The sequence below is a fragment of the Arthrobacter sp. KNU40 genome (assembly GCF_051515115.1).
In the GTDB taxonomy this organism is placed as follows: domain Bacteria; phylum Actinomycetota; class Actinomycetes; order Actinomycetales; family Micrococcaceae; genus Arthrobacter.
On the sequence record NZ_CP195850.1, the window covers coordinates 297,089 to 313,522 of the forward strand.

Consider the following 16,434-nt stretch of genomic DNA (forward strand, 5'->3'; position numbering starts at 1 on the left):
CCGAAACGACAACTCTGTGATGCAGGTCTCATCGTGGCCTTATAGGGAGCGAGTGGGGCGAAGTTGTCCGAACTGGACATGAAGTCTGGCCGGGACGGTCAAATGGCCGCGGGTGCGGGCCCAGGGCGACGGTTCCAGTGGGAGGAATAATCCGAGGGGACGTACAATCCCTAGACAGGACGGCGGCCCCATTGGGCCGCGGGCGTTGTATCTAAGGAGTCCGATGACGAACTCTAACCCTGCGGGCATCCCGCCGAACGGGGCATCCGATGGGCCTGCGCCCAGGGCAGGGTCGGCAGTTCCTGCGGTGAGTGTTTTCTCCACCGGGAAGGCTCCCGTGAGCCACCGGGTGGGGTTGTGGGAGGAACGCAACCAGCAGTCGCTGATCGGCCTGAACGTGTCGACACTGGCCAGGGACAGTGTGGTCAGCACCATGTACAACCTCAGTCTGGAACGGCTGAGGTTCACTGAGATCTACGGCAACGACCACATCATCGAACGTGCTGCCTCCAATATCAGGCAGCTGCCTGCCGACTCTGTCCTGTTTTGCCTGCTCCTCGAGGGAAACGCCTTTTACTACCATCAGGACGGGTTTGACACTCTGGGGGCCGGTGACGCGATCCTGTACGACGCCGACCGGCCCTTTATGTATGGGTTCCACACGCCCATGAGGCAGCTCATCCTCGAAATGCCCCGCGACGTCTTCCGGGAAAACACCGGTAGCAGCAGCCCGGGAAAGCCCCGCGTGCTCAGGGGCAGGGAGAGCGTCGCGGCCGATCAACACGCGCGCACACTGGCCCGAGTCATTCAAGGGACACTCCGGTCCACCACTGCCCCCGAACCGTTACTGGAGGACGAAGCCCTCGATCTTTTCGGGATCCTTGTCGGGTCGAACGCCGGGTCTTCGGGCCAGGCCTACCTCTTGGCGGCCAAGGGCTTTATCCGCAGGAACTTCCACCGGCCGGACCTCAGCACCTCAAGCATTGCCCGCGCCGTGGGCATCAGCGACAGGCACCTCGCCCGGGTCTTCGCAGCGGAGGAATCCTCCGTCGCCCGGTTCGTCATGGACACCCGCCTCGAGCGGGCGCACCAGCTCCTGACAGAGACGGGTTCCAGGCACCTGCAGGTCGGTGACGTTGCCCTCTCCGTGGGATTCATCTCGGCGGCGCATTTCTCCAGGGCCTTCAGGAACAAGTTCGGGTTCACCGCACGCGAGGCCAGGGATCGGGGCCGGGCACACCAGCCGTAGCCCGCGCGCTGGGACCGCCCACCCGGGTTTCCGACCCCCTTGTCTCGTTCTGCCATGCACTTTGCCCGTTCGCGCCATGCCAGACCAGCCCAGACTGTGACCTGCAACACTCATGGAAACGCCCCATTCACACTGATGTGAGGAAAACACCATGACGCAGGAACTCGTCGAAGAGACAACCCAGCTGCACGAGATGAGCGATTTTTCCGATCTGCTCGAACGGCTCCACGCCATTGCCCCGGTGCTCAAGGCCAACGGTGCGGCCAACGAGGCCGGGCGCCAACTCACGGACGAAGTGACCGCGGCTCTCCACGAATCGGGCATCTTCCGCTTGGGAATCCCGCGGTCCGTGGGCGGCTACGAGGCCTCGCCCCGGCAGGTGATCGAGGCCATTGAAACCGTGGCCTACGCCGACGCCTCCTCGGGCTGGGTAGTTATGGCGCTGCAGATGATCACAGGAACCACGGCCGCCTATCTGGGCGCCGAGGCTATCGGGACGATCTTCCCCGACGGCGGCTATTCGTTGATCGCCGGGCAGGGCACCCGCATGGGCAAGGCCAACGCAGTAGAAGGCGGTTACAAGCTCACCGGATCGTGGAGCTTCGCCTCGGGCATGCCCCAAGCCTCCTGGATCCACACGGCCGCAATCGTGGAGGAAACGGGTGAGGCCCTCATCTTTACCCTCCCCAAGGAGCAGGCCACGCTCATCGACAACTGGGATGTCATGGGCTTGAAGGCCACCGGCAGCATCGATTACGTCTGTGAGGACGTCTTCGTCCCGACGGCGTTCACCTACACAGCTACCACAATGGAACCCCTCAACGGCGGAGCGCTTTACAAAATGGGCTTGGCGAACATGTCCGGCATCAACCACGCCGGGTGGGCCCTGGGCGTCGCACGCCGCCTGCTGGACGAGATGCGCGAACTGGCGCAGAAGAAAACAGGCAATCCCGGCGCCAGCGTGGACACGGAGCAGTACTACGCCGAGTATGCGCAGGCCGAGGCGAAGCTCCGCTCCGCAAGGGCGTTCGTTTTCGAGGTCTGGTCAGGCAACGAGGCCACCCTCGGCCGCGGCGAAAAACTCACCCGCGAGCAAGAGACACTCACCCGGCTGGCGCTGAACAACGCCACCTGGTCCGCGCACGATGTCTGCATGACCGTCTATAAGTGGGCGGCCACCGCCGCCCTGCGTTCGGGAGACCTACAGCGCTTTTTCCGCGACATGCACGCCGGCACCCAGCACGTCACCTCCGGTCCGGTAGTCCTGCAGAACTGCGGCAAGATCCTGACCGGCCTGGCCGAGGATTCCAAGTGGAGCTACTTCAGCCTGGTCAAGAAGTAGCCACCACCCTGCACACGCAAAACCCACACAGCGCACCGACCCCCGACTTTCCAGGAGCCACCATGACATCTCAATCCGCACACCAAGTCCGGCCCACAGCCGGTCCCGCCTCGGCGTTTCCCGAAACGGTCAGCGCCGAGGACTTCAAGGCCGCCTTCCGCAACCATCCGGCCGGCGTGTCCATCATCACCACCCAGGGCGTCAACGGGCCCGTAGGGCTCACCGCGAGCTCGGTGTTCTCCGTTTCGGCGAACCCCCCGTTGCTGGTTTTTTCGCTCTCCACACATTCCTCGTCCACACCAGCCATCCGCGATGCGGAGACCATCGTCGTCCACCTCATGGGAGCCGGCCAGCTCGAACTGGCCAAGACGTTTGCCACCAGCGGCATCGACCGTTTCGCCGACACATCGACCTGGTCCCGACTCGTCACAGGAGAACCGGTACTCCACAGCGCCAACGCCTGGCTGCGCGGCAGGATCGTCAACCGGATGGAGGCCGGGGACTCCACCGTCGTGGCCGTCCAGGTGCTTCAGGTCAGCGTTGCGGACCAGATCGAACACGATGCGGAAAGCACCCACCCGCTCGTCTACCACAATCGCGCCTGGCATTCGTTGAGTGAAGCCTCGGTCGTTGGGTAGGAAGCGGAAATGAGTTTGACGTTTGAGCACACCACCATCGGGCAGCGTGTGCTGTTCGGGACCGGGCAGGCCGAGGAATATCTGGCCTCCGAGATCGCGCGGCTGGGGGCGCGAAGGGTCATGGTCATTGCATCTCCATCCCAGTCTGCGGTTGCGGAAGACCTCACGAAGGACGTCGACGTTGCCTTGAACTACGCCGACGTGGCCCCGCATGTCCCGCTTGAGAAGGCGCAGAAGGGTCGCTCCGCTGCAGCCGACCTCGGGATCGACCTGTTGGTCTGCGTCGGCGGCGGATCCACCATCGGCCTGGCCAAGGCCATCGCGTTGACCTCCGGCCTGCCCATCGTCGCGGTACCAACCACCTATGCGGGTTCCGAAGCGACCAACGTTTGGGGTCTGACCGAGGGCTCACGGAAGACCACCGGCGTGGACGACAAGGTTTTACCGGTCACCGTTATTTACGACGCGCGCCTCACGCTGGCATTGCCCGTGGAGTTGTCGGTGGCGTCAGGCCTGAACGCACTCGCGCACTGCGTGGACTCGATGTGGGCTCCCCGGACCGATCCTATCAACCAGACGCTGGCCGCGGAGGGCATCCGGGCCCTGAATCGCGGGCTGCGCACGATCAAGCGAGATCTCCACGACCGCGACGGGCGGGAGGAGACGCTGTATGGCGCGTACCTCTCCGCCGTGGCCTTCGCCTCGGCGGGATCGGGGATACACCACAAGATCTGCCACGTCCTGGGCGGGGCATACAACATGCCCCACGCCCAGACCCACGCCGCCGTGCTTCCCTACGTGCTCGCCTTCAACGCACCCTTCGCACCGGAGGCCGGGTGGCGGATCGCAGCGGCGTTCAGCTCTGACACCGCCGTTGACGGGCTCAACGCCCTGCGCACGGCTCTCGATGCGCCCACGGCGCTGAAAGATCACGGCTTGGCCGAGGAGAACATCCCCGAAGCCGCACAACTCATCCTGCCCTTCATACCCGCTTCGAATCCGCGGGCCGTCACGGTCGAGAACCTCGAAGCGCTCCTGACCGCTGCCTGGTCCGGCACCACACCGGGACTCTAAGGAACCGCTATGACTGCACCCTCATCAACTCAACCGATCTCTTCCGAGCAGTCCGCCGTTGAGCTGCAACTCGTGGACACCGTCGTTGCTTCTTTCGAAAAGACTGAAGATCCTCGCCTTAAAGAGCTCATGCAGTCCCTGACCCGGCACCTGCATAACTTCGTCCGCGAAGTCCGCCTCACCGAAGACGAGTGGAACACCGGGATCGAATTCCTTACCGCCTCCGGCCACATCACCGATGACAAACGCCAGGAATTCATCCTGCTCTCGGACGTGCTGGGCCTGTCCATGCAGACCATCGCGATCAACAACACCACGTACACCGGCGTCGCCGCCGCCACCGAGGCCACAGTCTTCGGGCCCTTCTTTGTGGAGGACGCACCCGAAACCCCCCTGGGTGGCGACATAGCCGGTGGTGCGGCAGGCCAGCCCTGCTGGGTCGAGGGAACCGTCACCGACACCGACGGTAATCCGGTTCCACGGGCGCGCATCGAAGTTTGGGAAGCGGACGACGACGGCTTCTACGACGTCCAGTACTCCGACGGAAGGGTCGCCGGACGGGCCCACCTGTTCGCCGATGAGGACGGCAAATACGCGTTTTGGGGACTCACCCCCACCCCCTACCCAATCCCGCACGACGGGCCGGTAGGGAAAATGCTTGAGGCCGCCGGCAGGTCCCCCGTCCGTGCCTCCCATCTGCACTTCATGGTCACCGCCCCCGGCCTGCGGACACTTGTTACCCACATCTTCGTTGACGGCGACCCGCAGATTGAGATTGGCGACTCCGTGTTCGGCGTCAAGGAATCCCTCATCAAGAAGTTCGAACAGCAGACGCCCGGCAGCCCCACCCCCGACGGCCGCGACCTCGGCAATCAGTCCTGGGCCCGTACCCGCTTCGACATCGTCCTTGCCCCCCAAGACGCATAGAAGCAACCCGACCGAAGGAAGTTTCTCCATGGGACCTACACCTGCTCCCCATAATGCCGCCAACCCGCTCATCACCTCAAGACGGGGTCAGATGTGGATTGCCGGCGAAAAGACCTCCAGCGCATACGGCACGGTCCAACGCGCCCCGCTCTTTGCATCGTGGGAGGCACCCGAGAGGGTAATCCATCCCTACCCGCTGATCCTCATCCACGGAGGGGGTGGGCAGGGAACGGACTGGACCGGCACGCCCGATGGACGGCCAGGCTGGGCGACCAGGTTTGTCGAGGCCGGTTTCGTTGTGTACGTGGTTGACCGCCCAGGCCACGGCCGATCTCCGTATCACCCCGCCGTGGTCGGCGAGATGGGCGCACCGTTCCCTTACGAAGGAGCCAAGTCGCTCTTCTATCCCGACGACGCAGCCACCGAACAAACCCAATGGTCATGCGCCCGTACCAGTGATTCGGACGAAATCGACCAGCTGGTCGCCGCGATGGGCCCCCTGCCCGAGGACCTCGCCGAGTCCCAGAGAATGGATGCCGAGCGTCTGGGCCGCCTCCTGGACCTGACAGGCCCCGCCGTCCTGGTCACGCATTCCGCCGGCGCACCCGCGGGCTGGCTTACCGCCAACGAACGCCCGGACCTCGTCAAGGCGATCGTCGCTGTGGAACCGATAGGGCCGGCCTTCGCCGAGTTCCCTGGAATCGGCCGCCTGGACTGGGGACTGACGGCCGCCCCCATAACCTACGAACCCCGGCGCGCAAGCGCCGACGAAGCCGCAAAGGCGCCGGCCCGGACCCTACGCATCCCAGCCCTGGAAGAGACGCCCATTGCAGTCCTCACAGGCGGAGCATCCGTCTTCGCGACCTTTGCCCCGCAAGTCGTCGACTTCCTCAAGACCGCAGGCGCCGCCGTCGAATGGATCCACCTGCCCGAACACGGGATCGAAGGAAACGGACACGGACTAATCTTCGAAGCGAACTCCGACGAAATCGCCAGGATCGTTGGAGACTGGATAGTCACCAGGATCGCAGAGTCAACACTGACGCGAGAGACATCACTCAAGGCGTAGCCCAAGCCAGCGCCGCAGTACAAGGCCGGAGGCCCAGTCGAACGCCTCTCACGTGCGCCTCAGCAGTCAAACGACAATCTAGTTGCTATCGCGACTATGGCTTTTGACCTCACAGACTTTCAGGCAGCAGGCCCTCACCTCAAAGTTGAACGGCATAGCTCCACACGACCGACAGATATACACCAGCGGGAACCGCCAAGGAGCATTACAGATTGAGTACCACGTTAGACACGGGCCACGCCGTCATCCACGAGCTTGAAAATAAGCGCTATAAAGCTGTCCTCGACCAAGATTACGACCAATTCGAAGGTCTCTGTCACGCAAAACTGACATACGGGCACACAGGCGGAAACCGGGACTCACTGGCCACCTATTTAGGAAAACTCCGAGGTGGCACCCTTCGCTACCACCGCATCGAGCATGCCATAGCGGACATCGTGCGGGTAGGAGATGTGGCTCTCGTGACAGGCCAGATGAGCGCTGAGATCACTGTCAGCGGCTCACGTAGGACGCTGAAGAACAGCTACCTCGCCGTATGGGTTACAGACGCGGAAGCCTGGAAGTTCCTGGCCTACCAACCGACACCTCTCACCGCCGCTGCCGCGGCAAGTCCGAGGCCGGCGCAGGTGCGTCAAGAAATGGACACCAAGTCATAAGCAGGCTTTCGTGCACGACGGCGCACGGCGGAAGAGGAACCAGAATCAACCCCCTCTGCGCGTAGGGAAAACCAGCCCAGAGTGGATGTTCCGTCAACCTGCATTGTTCTTGCCGGCGCTTCATACGAGTCGCCTACGGTTCCCTGATGGTCCCCAGTGACGGAACCCCGGCCAAGAGCGGTCGGCCGGAGTTCCGTGTCCAAAGGACACCACGCCGTTGTAATTCGCTCGGGATGTCACCCGCAACGCAAGCAGGCGAACGAAACAAGGGGGCACCAAGAGTGCGTGGCCGCCGGGCCTCCTGTCCCTTTGGGATTGCCCCTTTGAAAACGGCCGCGCCTGCAGTGGCACTGCAGTATTTGAATGCTGCCTTAGCCAAGAGTGCGCTTCTTGATGCTCCTATCCCCTCCCGGTCCTCATAGACGTGGCGGGTCGCGGAATCAGTCTTGATGATCCAAAGGAACCGGGAATCATCAGATTTTTCGTCTATGCCCCCTGAAAACCTCCCGAGGAGCGGGTGGGCGACGTGGAGCTTGTCCCCGCGCTGAAATTCGTGCCAGTCCTGCGACCCCGCGCGGCTCTCTGACTCCACGGAGTTTAAAACATGAGGCATTGGGTTTACTCCTCCTTGTTCCGGTGGCAGTGCTCGTTAGCGGCGGCGGTGGGGCGGGATGGATGATGGTTTCCATCGCGCCTGCTCCGCGTCGCTGTCTGGCAGTGGGCGCTTTTCTTCATTTAACCTGCAGTTGAAAAGCCCGGGTTTTTCGGTTTGTGCCCAAAAGTCGAACATTTCCGTGCACGCGCATCATTTTTCTGCCTGCGACGGATTCTGCTCTTGTCTCCGCCTTGTCTTGGCCAAGCGCTAGGGTGGTACTCAAGAGAAGGGGAGGGCTAAATGGACCAGCAGGAAAGCTACTTCGCGCCTGAACCGGAAGCCGTTGGGGCTCCGGTATCCGAGGACCGGCAAGCGGTGGCAGGAAGAGGCCGTACAGTGATCTCGGATTCCGCTGTCGCTAAGGTTGCCGGCATTGCCGCCAGGGCTGTTCCGGGCGTCTATTCCCTCGGCTCGGCTCCGTCGCGCGCCCTCGGAGCCATTCGCGATGCCGTCGGCAGCCAGGACCATGCTGCGGGTGTCCGCGCCGAGGTCGGAGAAACCCAAGTGGCCGTGGACCTCAATCTGGTGGCCGTCTACGGATACCCTTTGCATGATGTCGCCAACCAGGTCCGCGCGGCCGTCTATCGCGCCGTCGAATCGTTGGTGGGCCTTGAAGTCATTGAGGTCAACGTCGAGATCAACGACGTGTACGTTGCCCCTCCAGCCAAAGCCGGAACAAGAGGCGCATTATCGGAAAGGGAGCCACTCCAGTGAACTTGACCGTTGTCGGAATCGGGATCGGCGCCTTCGTGGCGTTCATGGCCTTCCAATTCGGATTGTGGGGTTTCATCATCGCCCTTCTCTTCATGGGAATCGGTGCACTTCTGGGCCGCGCCGCGGACGGAAAGCTTGACCTGCGCAGCGTGCTGGATGCCCTCACCGGCCGCCGCTCGTCGTCATGAGTTCCACGGCTGAGGCTGTGCAGCCCGCCGTCTCCCTGGCTGGCCACAACCGAATCAGCACCCAGGCCCTCACCACTTTGGCCCAGGCGGCCGCCGCGGAAGCGCTCGGTGTCTCGGCGCAGGATGTTCGCGCCGAATGGTCGGACGACGACGGCCTCCTGGCACTCTCGATTGCCGCCCCGATCCGTGTGCCCTCGCTGACCGAAGTCCTCAGGGACCCCCGGCGGGTAGAAGGATACGGTGGAACGGTCTGGGACCGGGCCGTCGCTGCCAAGACGGCCATCCTTGAGCGCGTCACCCAACTGAGCGGTTCCACCCTGAGCCGCGTGGATATCCGGATCAGCGGCGCACGCGTCAGCGAAGGAGCCCGCGTCCAATGAGCCACGCCCAGACCCCGCACGCCCGGCGCAGCCACCCGGACACAGCGCACGCGCAGACCGCCGACGGCGACACCCCCAGCGTCCAGACACAGGGGACCCCTGACGTCGGCGACCGGATCGACGTCGGACTCCAGCGCATCCTCAAGCGCGAGACCCGTTCCTCTCGTGCGGGAATTGCCGGGCTGGCCGCGGCCCTTGTGATCGCGGCGTGTGTCTACGCCCTCCTCGAATCCGCCTTGCGCGCCATTGGCCAACCACCGTGGCTCATCGAGCCGCAAACGGCTGCCGAACGGCTCACGGCGCTTCCTGCAGGTATTTCGCCCTTGCTGCTCGGTTCCCTCGGCGGGGTCGTGACAATGGTGGGCCTGATTTTCTTCTTGAACGCGGTCCTGCCCGGCCGAAAGTCCCGCCACTTGCTTGAGGACTCCCGGGCCGGAGTAGTGGTGGACGACGAGGTCATCGCTTCGGCACTGGCCAGGGTAGCCCGGACCGCAGCGAACGTCACCCAGGAGCAAGTCATGGTGGTGGTTTCGCAGCGGCTGGTTGTGGTCAACGTCCGGCCCACCTCGGGCGTGCCCTTGCACGAGGAACGGATCCTTGCCGCCGTCGAGGATGAACTTCGAAAAATGGCCCCTTCGCCCATGCCTTCAGTCCGTGTTAATGTCGCTACGTCCGGGGTGATCGGTGCATGAACGGCACTCCGCACGTCCTCAATCGCATCCTGATCGGCATCCTTGGCCTGAAGCTGCTGGCCATCGGCATTCTCCTGATGCTGCTCGCCACTGTTCCCGCGGTGGGAAGTTGGTGGCAAGGCTGGTCCACCGGGCTCTGGGAACACGCCAAGTACCTCTCAGAGCAGACCCGCATTCCCGGCCGGGAGGAAAGCTGGCTCTGGGTTGCCGCAGCAGCGGTGCTTGTGGTGCTGATCGTGCTCATGGTGGCCTGGGTGTCGCAGCAGGGCAAAGGCCGCGCCAACCTCATCGTGTCGGAGTACGACGACGCCCGGACGCCTGGCGACGTCAACCTCGGCGGGAACCTTGCCGAGCAGGCTCTCAAGGCGGCCCTCGCAGAACGTACGGATCTCGCGGGTGTGACGGTGGCAACCTACGAGGTCAACGGTCGTCCCGGGCTCCGGGTCAGGGTCCAGCCTCGTCAGGGCGTTTCCCCGCACCTGCTGGCCGCGGACGTCTCCCGGCTGGTGGAGGCGTTGGACGTGGTGGTGGGACGCAGGACTCCAGTTTTGATTCATATCGGGGCAGGCGCGCGGACCCGGTTCAGCAAGGCCGAGCGCGTTCGTTGAACTGATAGCAACCCGTGTTAATCGGATAGCCACGTTACCTCCCAGGCATTTTGCGTTGCAGAGGCGTCCGTGTGGGCCATAGTTTGAAGGGTAGGGGGGAACTCTTCCCTTTGGTTGGGCTTGCCCGGCCGACACCGGACCTAGGGTCCGAGTCAAGCCGATGGACCAAAAAACTTGGGCCAGGAACAAGGAGAAAACCATGAGCGAAGAAGTCAACAACATCAAGCAAACCGCCGAAGCCGCGGCTGAACAGGCCAAGAACGTCGCAGGCGATGCCGCGGAACACGTCAAGGAATTCGCCGGCGAAGCGGTCGGGAACGCGAAGGAATTGGCCGGCGATGCCGCTGAGCACGTCAAGGAGTTCCTCTCGGGTGACGTGGCTGAGAAAGCCAAGGACCTCGCGGGCGATGTTGCCGGGAACGCCAAGGAAATCGCGGGCGACGTGGCCGAGAACGCCAAGGGCCTCGGCTCCAAGATCGTCGGTTTCTTCAAGGGCGGTAAGTAGGCTCCTCGCCATTACGGCGCCTTCTTGACCCTCTTTGGCTACAGAACGGGGCCGACACGCAGCAAGTAGTGCGTGTCGGCCCCGTTTTCGCGCCAAAGAAGGTCGGGGAGGGAAGGCCCTACTCCGCCACGAGGTACGCCCCGCTGTTCGGGACAATCGAAGCCCCGCCCGAGCCGCCGTCGCTGGAGAGTTCCACCCGGAACCCGGCCGGCACGGGGAGGTCGGTAGTGCCCATATTGACCACTACCAGAACGTCCCGGTTGTGGAAGGCCAGGACGCCGTTAGCGGGATCGTGCTCTTCAGCCCACTGGAACGTGCCTGAGCCCAGGCGGTGCGAGCGGCGGAATGCCAGGACGGAACGGTACAGCTCCAGGGTGGAGCCCCCGACGCCGGCCTGGACGTCCGCCGCCAGCTCGCCGAACGCTTCGGGCTGGGGCAGCCAGGGCGCTGCGGGTGCTATGCGAGCCGCACCGGCGCCGCCCGGACCAGCCGACGGCTCCGAGAACCCGAAGCCGGGCTCGTCGGATTTCCAGGGCAGCGGCACGCGGCACCCGTCGCGGCCGCGCTCCACGCCCTTGGTGCGGAAGAATGATGGGTCCTGACGCGCCTCGGCCGGCAGGGACGTGTGCTCCGGCAGGCCGAGTTCCTCGCCCTGGTAAAGATAGGCCGAGCCGGGCAGGGCGAAGGACACCATGGAGGCGGCCCTTGCCCGCGCCAGGCCTAGAACGGCGTCGGGCTGTTCGTCTTCCGCTGCGATTCCCTTGGGGAAGGTGGTGGGATCTGCCAGCCCGAAGCGGCTGGGGTGCCGGACAGTGTCGTGGTTGCTCAGGACCCAGGTGGAGGGCGCCTCGACGGATCCCGCCGCGTCCAGCGAAGATTCGATTGCCTCCGCCATGCGCTCCGCGTCCCAGCCTGCCAGGAGGAAACCAAAGTTGAAGGCCTGTTGCATTTCATCCTTGCGGACGTACCGGGCCAGCCGCTCCGCAGGCTCCACCCACGCCTCGGCAACCAGCATGCGGTCGCCGTCGTATTCGGCGAGGACCCTGTTCCATTCGCGGTAGATCTCATGGACGCCGTCCTGGTCGAAGAAAGGCGACGGCGGGTCCAGGGGCGGTTTGACCTTGTGCTCGACGGCGGTCGCGACGGCGGTCGCGGCGGTGGCCGGGTTCTCGGCCGCCGGGTTTTCGGCCGCGGGGACAATGTGAAGCCTGGCGGTGTGCGGTTCGACCGCTTCGCTGTGGGCGCCTGGCGCGGACAGACCACCTTCGACCATGGCGGCAGAGCCTTCCCAGTCCGGCAAACCGGCTTCTTTGACCAGGCCGTGGGCAACATCCACCCGGAAGCCGTCAACTCCGCGGTCCAGCCAGAAGCGCAGTACCGAGCGCATCTCTGCGTGGACTTCCGGGTTGTCCCAGTTGAGATCGGGCTGTTTCGTATCGAAAAGGTGCAGATACCACTCGCCGGGAGTGCCGTCGTCGTTCGTTAGCCGCGTCCACGCAGGGCCGCCGAAGATGGATTTCCAATTGTTCGGGGCCAAGGCCCCGTCCCCGGAGCCCGGTTTGGAGTCTTTGCCCGGGTGGAACAGGTAGCGCTCGCGTTCAGGGGAGCCGGGGGCGGCGGAGAGGGCTTCGCGGAACCAGGCGTGCTCGTCCGAGGTGTGATTGGGCACGAGATCGACGATCACCTTGATGCCCAGGCTGTGTGCCTTCTCCAACATGGCGTCGAAGTCAGCCAAGGTGCCGAAGAGGGGATCGACCACCCGGTAGTCCGCCACGTCGTATCCGGCATCAGCCTGCGGCGACTTGTAGAACGGGGAAAGCCACACGGCATCCACGCCCAACGATTGGAGATAAGGCAGTTTCGCGGTGACCCCGGCAAGGTCGCCCATTCCGTCGCCATTGGCGTCGGCGAACGAGCGGGGATAAATCTGGTAGGCGACGGCGCTTGCCCACCACGCGGAATTGCTGGAACCGGGGGTTGGGATCGGGGAGTGCGGCACTGGATTCCTCTCGATGACATATTTTTGTGTAAACGCTTGCATTACTACCGGGAAGCTTACTAATGTGAGGCTCACCACATCAACCGCACTGCGGAAATACCTGGTCCACTCACTGAGGAGTTCCCAGCATGAACACACGCAAGTACCTTTTGCCGGCCGCTGTTGCCGGCGTGCTAGCCATGTCCCTGTCCGCCTGTGGTGGCGGCGGTGGCGGCAGCACAGCCTCAAGCGGCGGAGATGCCGCAGCGAACCTCGACGGACGCGGTCCAATCACCTACGTCCAAGGCAAGGACAACAGCAACGTTGTCCGCCCGCTCGTCGATAAGTGGAATGCGGCGCACCCGGACCAGAAGGTCACTTTCAAGGAGCAATCCGACCAGGCGGACCAGCAGCACGATGACCTCGTGCAGCACTTCCAGTCAAAGGATGCCAACTACGACGTGGTTGACGTGGACGTCGTCTGGACGGCGGAGTTTGCCGCGAAGGGTTGGCTGCAACCGCTCTCGGACAAGATGAGCATCGATACCTCCAAGATGCTGCCGGCCACAGTCAAGACGGCAACGTACAACAACACCCTTTTCGCCGCACCGCAGACCTCGGACGGCGGCATTCTGTTCTACCGCAAGGACTTGGTGCCCACCCCGCCCAAGACCTGGGACGAGATGATGAGCATGTGCTCCATCGCGAAACAGAACGGCATCGACTGCTACGCGGGACAGTTCGCCAAGTACGAAGGCCTCACGGTGAACGCGGCTGAAGCCATCAACACGGCAGGCGGCACGATCGTTGGAGACGACGGCAAATCGAGCGTGAACTCCACGGCGGCCAAGGCCGGCCTTAACAACCTGGTCACGGCCTACAAGAACGGAAACATCCCCACGCAGGGCGTCACATACCAGGAAGAACAGGGCAGGCAGTCCTTCGAAGACGGCAAACTCCTCTTCCTACGCAACTGGCCTTACGTCTACAACCTCGCGAAGACGGACGGCTCATCCAAGGTGAAGGACACCTTCGGCATGGCTCCGCTCCCGGGTAAGAGCGGCCCTGGCGCTTCATCCCTCGGCGGACACAACCTTGCCGTCAGCGTCTACTCGCAGCACAAGGCCACGGCCAAGGACTTCCTGACCTTCATGACCAGCGAAGAAACCGAGAAGTTCTACGCAACACAGGGATCGCTGGCCCCGGTGCTGGGTTCCTTGTACGACGATCCGACGCTGGTCACGCAGCTGCCGTACCTTCCGGTGCTGAAGACCTCGATTTCGAATGCCGTGCCGCGCCCGGTCTCACCGTTCTACCCGGCCGTCACCAAGGCCATCCAGGACAACGCCTACGCTGCCATCAAGGGCGACAAGTCTGTCGATCAGGCATTGAAGGATATGGACACGGCCATCAACTCGGCCAGCCAATAGCGACACTTCCAGTGAACCTCGGGCGGCCGACGCATAAGGCGGACGGCCGCCCGGGGGGCACACTATCAATTTCCGGAAGGAGGGGAAATGTCCACCCTTGCGCAGCCTAAGCGGGCGCCAGAGACACCAAGCCCCAAAACCAAAAAAGTTCAAAAAGAAGTAGGACAGGACCGGGCAGCCACGTCCCAAGGCCGGTGGGCGTTCTGGTTGATTTCCCCCGCCTTGGTGCTGCTCGCCGTCGTGATCGTTTACCCGGTGGTCAACGCCATTATCATGGCGTTCCAGAAGGACCAGGGCCTCGACCCGGCGACCAAGCTATTCGTTCAGGGTGGACCCGCGGGCTTCGATAACTTTGTCCACTGGTTGGCCCAGCAATGTGGCCCCGCCGCCTGTGCTCCCGGCACTCTCGGTTCCCAATTCTGGAGCGCCGTTGGGACGACGTTCTTCTTCACTGTGGTCACGGTAGTCTTGGAGACTGTCCTCGGGTTCTGGATGGCCATCATCATGGCGAGGACGTTCCGCGGCCGCAGCGCCCTTCGCGCTGCTGTCCTGGTTCCGTGGGCCATTCCAACGGCCGTTACCGCGAAGCTGTGGTTCTTCATCTTCGCCTTCGACGGCATCGCCAACAAGCTCTTTGGCACGGCGATCCTGTGGACCGGAAGCGAATGGCCGGCACGCTGGGCGATCATCATTTCCGACGTCTGGAAGACGACGCCGTTCATGGCCCTGCTGATTTTGGCTGGACTCCAGATCATCCCTGCGGAAGTGTACGAAGCCGCGAAGGTCGACGGCGCCTCGGCATGGCAGCGTTTCACCCAGATCACCTTGCCCTTGGTGAAGCCTGCGCTCATGGTGGCTGTCCTGTTCCGCGTCCTGGACGCATTGCGCATGTACGACCTCCCGGCCATCATGACCCAGGGCTCGAACAACACCACAACGTTGTCCATCCTGGTGGTTGAACAGATCCGTCAGGGATTCAACTCAGCAGCGGCCTTGTCCACCATCACGTTCCTCATCATCTTCCTCGTCGCGTTCATCTTCGTTCGCTTCCTGGGAGCCAACGCGGTCGCCTCAGCCACACCCAAGACCAAGGGGCAGGAAAAATGACAGCCGTGAGCATTGACGCCGCGCCCAAGACAGCCGCCCGACGGCGGGAACGCTTGGCGAGCAGTCGCACGTACATCAGCGCAGCGCTCATCTTCATCTGGTGCCTGATTCCCTTCTACTGGATGATCGTGACCGCGTTCCGCGACGTTGGATATACCTTCGACTCGACTCCGTTCTTCACCCACGTCACCTGGGACAACTTCACGACGGTGTTCTCGGAGAACCTGGGCAACCACTTCGGCCGGAACCTCCTGAACTCGCTTTTGGTAGCAGGGGTAACCACTGTGGTCGCGCTGCTTTTCGGGGTATTCGCGGCGTACGCCTTGTCCAGGCTTGAATTCCGCTTCAAGTTCCTGGTCCTCGGCTTTGTCCTCGGAGCGTCGATGTTCCCGGGCGTGGCCTTGGTGACGCCGCTGTTCCAGCTGTTCACGAACATCGGCTGGTACGGCACATATCAGGCGCTGATCATTCCGAACATCTCGTTTGTGCTGCCTCTGACGGTTTACACCTTGACCTCCTTCTTCCGGGAAATGCCTTGGGAGCTGGAGGAGTCGGCTCGAATTGACGGCTGCACGCAGGGCCAGGCATTCCGCAAGGTGATCATGCCGCTTGCTGCGCCGGCTGTTTTTACCACCGCAATCCTGGCGTTCATCGCTTCGTGGAACGAGTTCCTCATCGCGAGCCAGCTGTCTAATGAGCAAACCAAGACCGTTACGGTGGCGATCGCCTACTTTGCCGGTGCCCAGGCCCACCAGGAGCCGTACACCGCCGTCATGGCGGCCGGAACGGTTGTGACGATTCCGCTGGTGATCCTTGTGCTGGTCTTCCAGCGCAAGATCGTGGCGGGCCTGACAGCGGGCGCTGTCAAATGACGCAGACTCCGGATTCGGCCGGCCCGTCCCTCGGCGGGCCGGCCAAGGAGCAGCACTCGCGAGTGAAATCGGCGGAAGATTTCGATCTCGTGATCGGTTTTCTCGGCTTTTGGGCCTTGGTCCTGTTGGTCATCACTGTGGCCGCCGAGCTCACGGCCCAGCCCGCATTGGGCTGGGCCCTGGGCCTGCTGGCGGTGTTACTGGCCCTGTGGGGGATGCTCCGGCTTCGCCGGCGGCTCCCAGCACGGACAACCAGGCGCATCAGGTGAGCAGCGAACCGAAATAAGTAGCGCGGAATCGGCGGAGGACAACCAGGCGGAATACGCTGGTTATCTGCCGTCTGGGAAGGA

The 16,434-nt window shown here is 63.2% G+C and carries 18 protein-coding genes; 17 read left to right on the forward strand and 1 reads right to left on the reverse strand.

What is annotated here, in order from left to right:
• Positions 1 to 223: 223 nt before the first annotated feature.
• From ACSKT0_RS01450 to ACSKT0_RS01510, 13 genes are all read left to right on the forward strand, one after another.
• A complete protein-coding gene (locus ACSKT0_RS01450; RefSeq protein ID WP_437772185.1) occupies positions 224 to 1,249 on the forward strand; it encodes a helix-turn-helix domain-containing protein in 1,026 nt (341 codons plus the stop codon).
• A 151-nt stretch (positions 1,250 to 1,400) separates the two neighbouring features.
• Positions 1,401 to 2,591, forward strand: coding sequence for an acyl-CoA dehydrogenase family protein (locus tag ACSKT0_RS01455; RefSeq protein ID WP_437772186.1), 1,191 nt, complete (start codon positions 1,401 to 1,403; stop codon positions 2,589 to 2,591).
• Between the two features lie 62 nt (positions 2,592 to 2,653).
• The gene (locus ACSKT0_RS01460; RefSeq protein WP_437772187.1) at positions 2,654 to 3,229 is read left to right on the forward strand and encodes a flavin reductase family protein; all 576 of its coding nucleotides are present in this window, start codon (positions 2,654 to 2,656) and stop codon (positions 3,227 to 3,229) included.
• A gap of 9 nt (positions 3,230 to 3,238) precedes the next feature.
• The gene (locus tag ACSKT0_RS01465) at positions 3,239 to 4,303 is read left to right on the forward strand and encodes a maleylacetate reductase (protein WP_437772188.1); all 1,065 of its coding nucleotides are present in this window, start codon (positions 3,239 to 3,241) and stop codon (positions 4,301 to 4,303) included.
• A gap of 9 nt (positions 4,304 to 4,312) precedes the next feature.
• Positions 4,313 to 5,230, forward strand: a complete 918-nt coding sequence (locus tag ACSKT0_RS01470) for a dioxygenase family protein (RefSeq protein WP_437772189.1) — start codon at positions 4,313 to 4,315, stop codon at positions 5,228 to 5,230.
• Positions 5,231 to 5,258: 28 nt separating this feature from the next.
• Positions 5,259 to 6,299 (forward strand): alpha/beta fold hydrolase, encoded by a 1,041-nt coding sequence (locus ACSKT0_RS01475; RefSeq protein WP_437772190.1) that lies wholly within the window; start codon positions 5,259 to 5,261, stop codon positions 6,297 to 6,299.
• A 212-nt stretch (positions 6,300 to 6,511) separates the two neighbouring features.
• Positions 6,512 to 6,955, forward strand: coding sequence for a nuclear transport factor 2 family protein (locus ACSKT0_RS01480; RefSeq protein ID WP_437772191.1), 444 nt, complete (start codon positions 6,512 to 6,514; stop codon positions 6,953 to 6,955).
• A gap of 895 nt (positions 6,956 to 7,850) precedes the next feature.
• On the forward strand, positions 7,851 to 8,324 hold the full coding sequence (locus ACSKT0_RS01485; RefSeq protein WP_437772192.1) for an Asp23/Gls24 family envelope stress response protein: 474 nt from the start codon (positions 7,851 to 7,853) through the stop codon (positions 8,322 to 8,324).
• Positions 8,321 to 8,512, forward strand: coding sequence for a DUF2273 domain-containing protein (locus ACSKT0_RS01490; RefSeq protein ID WP_059388473.1), 192 nt, complete (start codon positions 8,321 to 8,323; stop codon positions 8,510 to 8,512). The genes ACSKT0_RS01485 and ACSKT0_RS01490 overlap by 4 nt, the downstream gene beginning before the upstream one ends.
• Positions 8,509 to 8,892 (forward strand): hypothetical protein, encoded by a 384-nt coding sequence (locus ACSKT0_RS01495; RefSeq protein WP_437772193.1) that lies wholly within the window; start codon positions 8,509 to 8,511, stop codon positions 8,890 to 8,892. The genes ACSKT0_RS01490 and ACSKT0_RS01495 overlap by 4 nt, the downstream gene beginning before the upstream one ends.
• Positions 8,889 to 9,584 (forward strand): hypothetical protein, encoded by a 696-nt coding sequence (locus ACSKT0_RS01500; protein ID WP_437772194.1) that lies wholly within the window; start codon positions 8,889 to 8,891, stop codon positions 9,582 to 9,584. The genes ACSKT0_RS01495 and ACSKT0_RS01500 overlap by 4 nt, the downstream gene beginning before the upstream one ends.
• Positions 9,581 to 10,192, forward strand: a complete 612-nt coding sequence (locus tag ACSKT0_RS01505) for a hypothetical protein (RefSeq protein ID WP_437772195.1) — start codon at positions 9,581 to 9,583, stop codon at positions 10,190 to 10,192. Before ACSKT0_RS01500 ends, ACSKT0_RS01505 begins: the two co-directional genes overlap by 4 nt.
• Before the next feature lie 199 nt (positions 10,193 to 10,391).
• Entirely contained in the window at positions 10,392 to 10,697 is a 306-nt protein-coding gene (locus tag ACSKT0_RS01510; protein ID WP_437772196.1) for a hypothetical protein, read from the forward strand.
• A gap of 118 nt (positions 10,698 to 10,815) precedes the next feature.
• Here the strand turns inward: ACSKT0_RS01510 and ACSKT0_RS01515 are convergent, their stop codons facing one another.
• Complete coding sequence (locus ACSKT0_RS01515) at positions 10,816 to 12,738, reverse strand: alpha-amylase family glycosyl hydrolase (protein ID WP_437772197.1); 1,923 nt, start codon at positions 12,736 to 12,738, stop codon at positions 10,816 to 10,818.
• Positions 12,739 to 12,824: 86 nt separating this feature from the next.
• On the opposite strand from ACSKT0_RS01515, the gene ACSKT0_RS01520 reads away from it, so the two are divergent.
• The 4 genes from ACSKT0_RS01520 (at position 12,825) to ACSKT0_RS01535 (ending at position 16,353) form a co-directional block, all read left to right on the forward strand.
• Positions 12,825 to 14,105, forward strand: a complete 1,281-nt coding sequence (locus ACSKT0_RS01520) for an ABC transporter substrate-binding protein (protein ID WP_437772198.1) — start codon at positions 12,825 to 12,827, stop codon at positions 14,103 to 14,105.
• 87 nt (positions 14,106 to 14,192) lie between these two features.
• Entirely contained in the window at positions 14,193 to 15,212 is a 1,020-nt protein-coding gene (locus tag ACSKT0_RS01525; RefSeq protein WP_345449584.1) for a carbohydrate ABC transporter permease, read from the forward strand.
• The gene (locus ACSKT0_RS01530; RefSeq protein ID WP_345449583.1) at positions 15,209 to 16,084 is read left to right on the forward strand and encodes a carbohydrate ABC transporter permease; all 876 of its coding nucleotides are present in this window, start codon (positions 15,209 to 15,211) and stop codon (positions 16,082 to 16,084) included. Before ACSKT0_RS01525 ends, ACSKT0_RS01530 begins: the two co-directional genes overlap by 4 nt.
• Positions 16,081 to 16,353, forward strand: coding sequence for a hypothetical protein (locus ACSKT0_RS01535; protein WP_437772199.1), 273 nt, complete (start codon positions 16,081 to 16,083; stop codon positions 16,351 to 16,353). The genes ACSKT0_RS01530 and ACSKT0_RS01535 overlap by 4 nt, the downstream gene beginning before the upstream one ends.
• Positions 16,354 to 16,434: the final 81 nt, after the last annotated feature.

Coding starts and splice junctions, on each gene's coding strand:
- ACSKT0_RS01450 (WP_437772185.1), top strand. CDS start 224: ATGACGAACTCTAACCCTGCGGGCATCCCGCCGAACGGGGCATCCGAT.
- ACSKT0_RS01455 (WP_437772186.1), top strand. CDS start 1,401: ATGACGCAGGAACTCGTCGAAGAGACAACCCAGCTGCACGAGATGAGC.
- ACSKT0_RS01460 (WP_437772187.1), top strand. CDS start 2,654: ATGACATCTCAATCCGCACACCAAGTCCGGCCCACAGCCGGTCCCGCC.
- ACSKT0_RS01465 (WP_437772188.1), top strand. CDS start 3,239: ATGAGTTTGACGTTTGAGCACACCACCATCGGGCAGCGTGTGCTGTTC.
- ACSKT0_RS01470 (WP_437772189.1), top strand. CDS start 4,313: ATGACTGCACCCTCATCAACTCAACCGATCTCTTCCGAGCAGTCCGCC.
- ACSKT0_RS01475 (WP_437772190.1), top strand. CDS start 5,259: ATGGGACCTACACCTGCTCCCCATAATGCCGCCAACCCGCTCATCACC.
- ACSKT0_RS01485 (WP_437772192.1), top strand. CDS start 7,851: ATGGACCAGCAGGAAAGCTACTTCGCGCCTGAACCGGAAGCCGTTGGG.
- ACSKT0_RS01495 (WP_437772193.1), top strand. CDS start 8,509: ATGAGTTCCACGGCTGAGGCTGTGCAGCCCGCCGTCTCCCTGGCTGGC.
- ACSKT0_RS01500 (WP_437772194.1), top strand. CDS start 8,889: ATGAGCCACGCCCAGACCCCGCACGCCCGGCGCAGCCACCCGGACACA.
- ACSKT0_RS01505 (WP_437772195.1), top strand. CDS start 9,581: ATGAACGGCACTCCGCACGTCCTCAATCGCATCCTGATCGGCATCCTT.
- ACSKT0_RS01510 (WP_437772196.1), top strand. CDS start 10,392: ATGAGCGAAGAAGTCAACAACATCAAGCAAACCGCCGAAGCCGCGGCT.
- ACSKT0_RS01515 (WP_437772197.1), bottom strand. CDS start 12,738: ATGCAAGCGTTTACACAAAAATATGTCATCGAGAGGAATCCAGTGCCG.
- ACSKT0_RS01520 (WP_437772198.1), top strand. CDS start 12,825: ATGAACACACGCAAGTACCTTTTGCCGGCCGCTGTTGCCGGCGTGCTA.
- ACSKT0_RS01525 (WP_345449584.1), top strand. CDS start 14,193: ATGTCCACCCTTGCGCAGCCTAAGCGGGCGCCAGAGACACCAAGCCCC.
- ACSKT0_RS01530 (WP_345449583.1), top strand. CDS start 15,209: ATGACAGCCGTGAGCATTGACGCCGCGCCCAAGACAGCCGCCCGACGG.
- ACSKT0_RS01535 (WP_437772199.1), top strand. CDS start 16,081: ATGACGCAGACTCCGGATTCGGCCGGCCCGTCCCTCGGCGGGCCGGCC.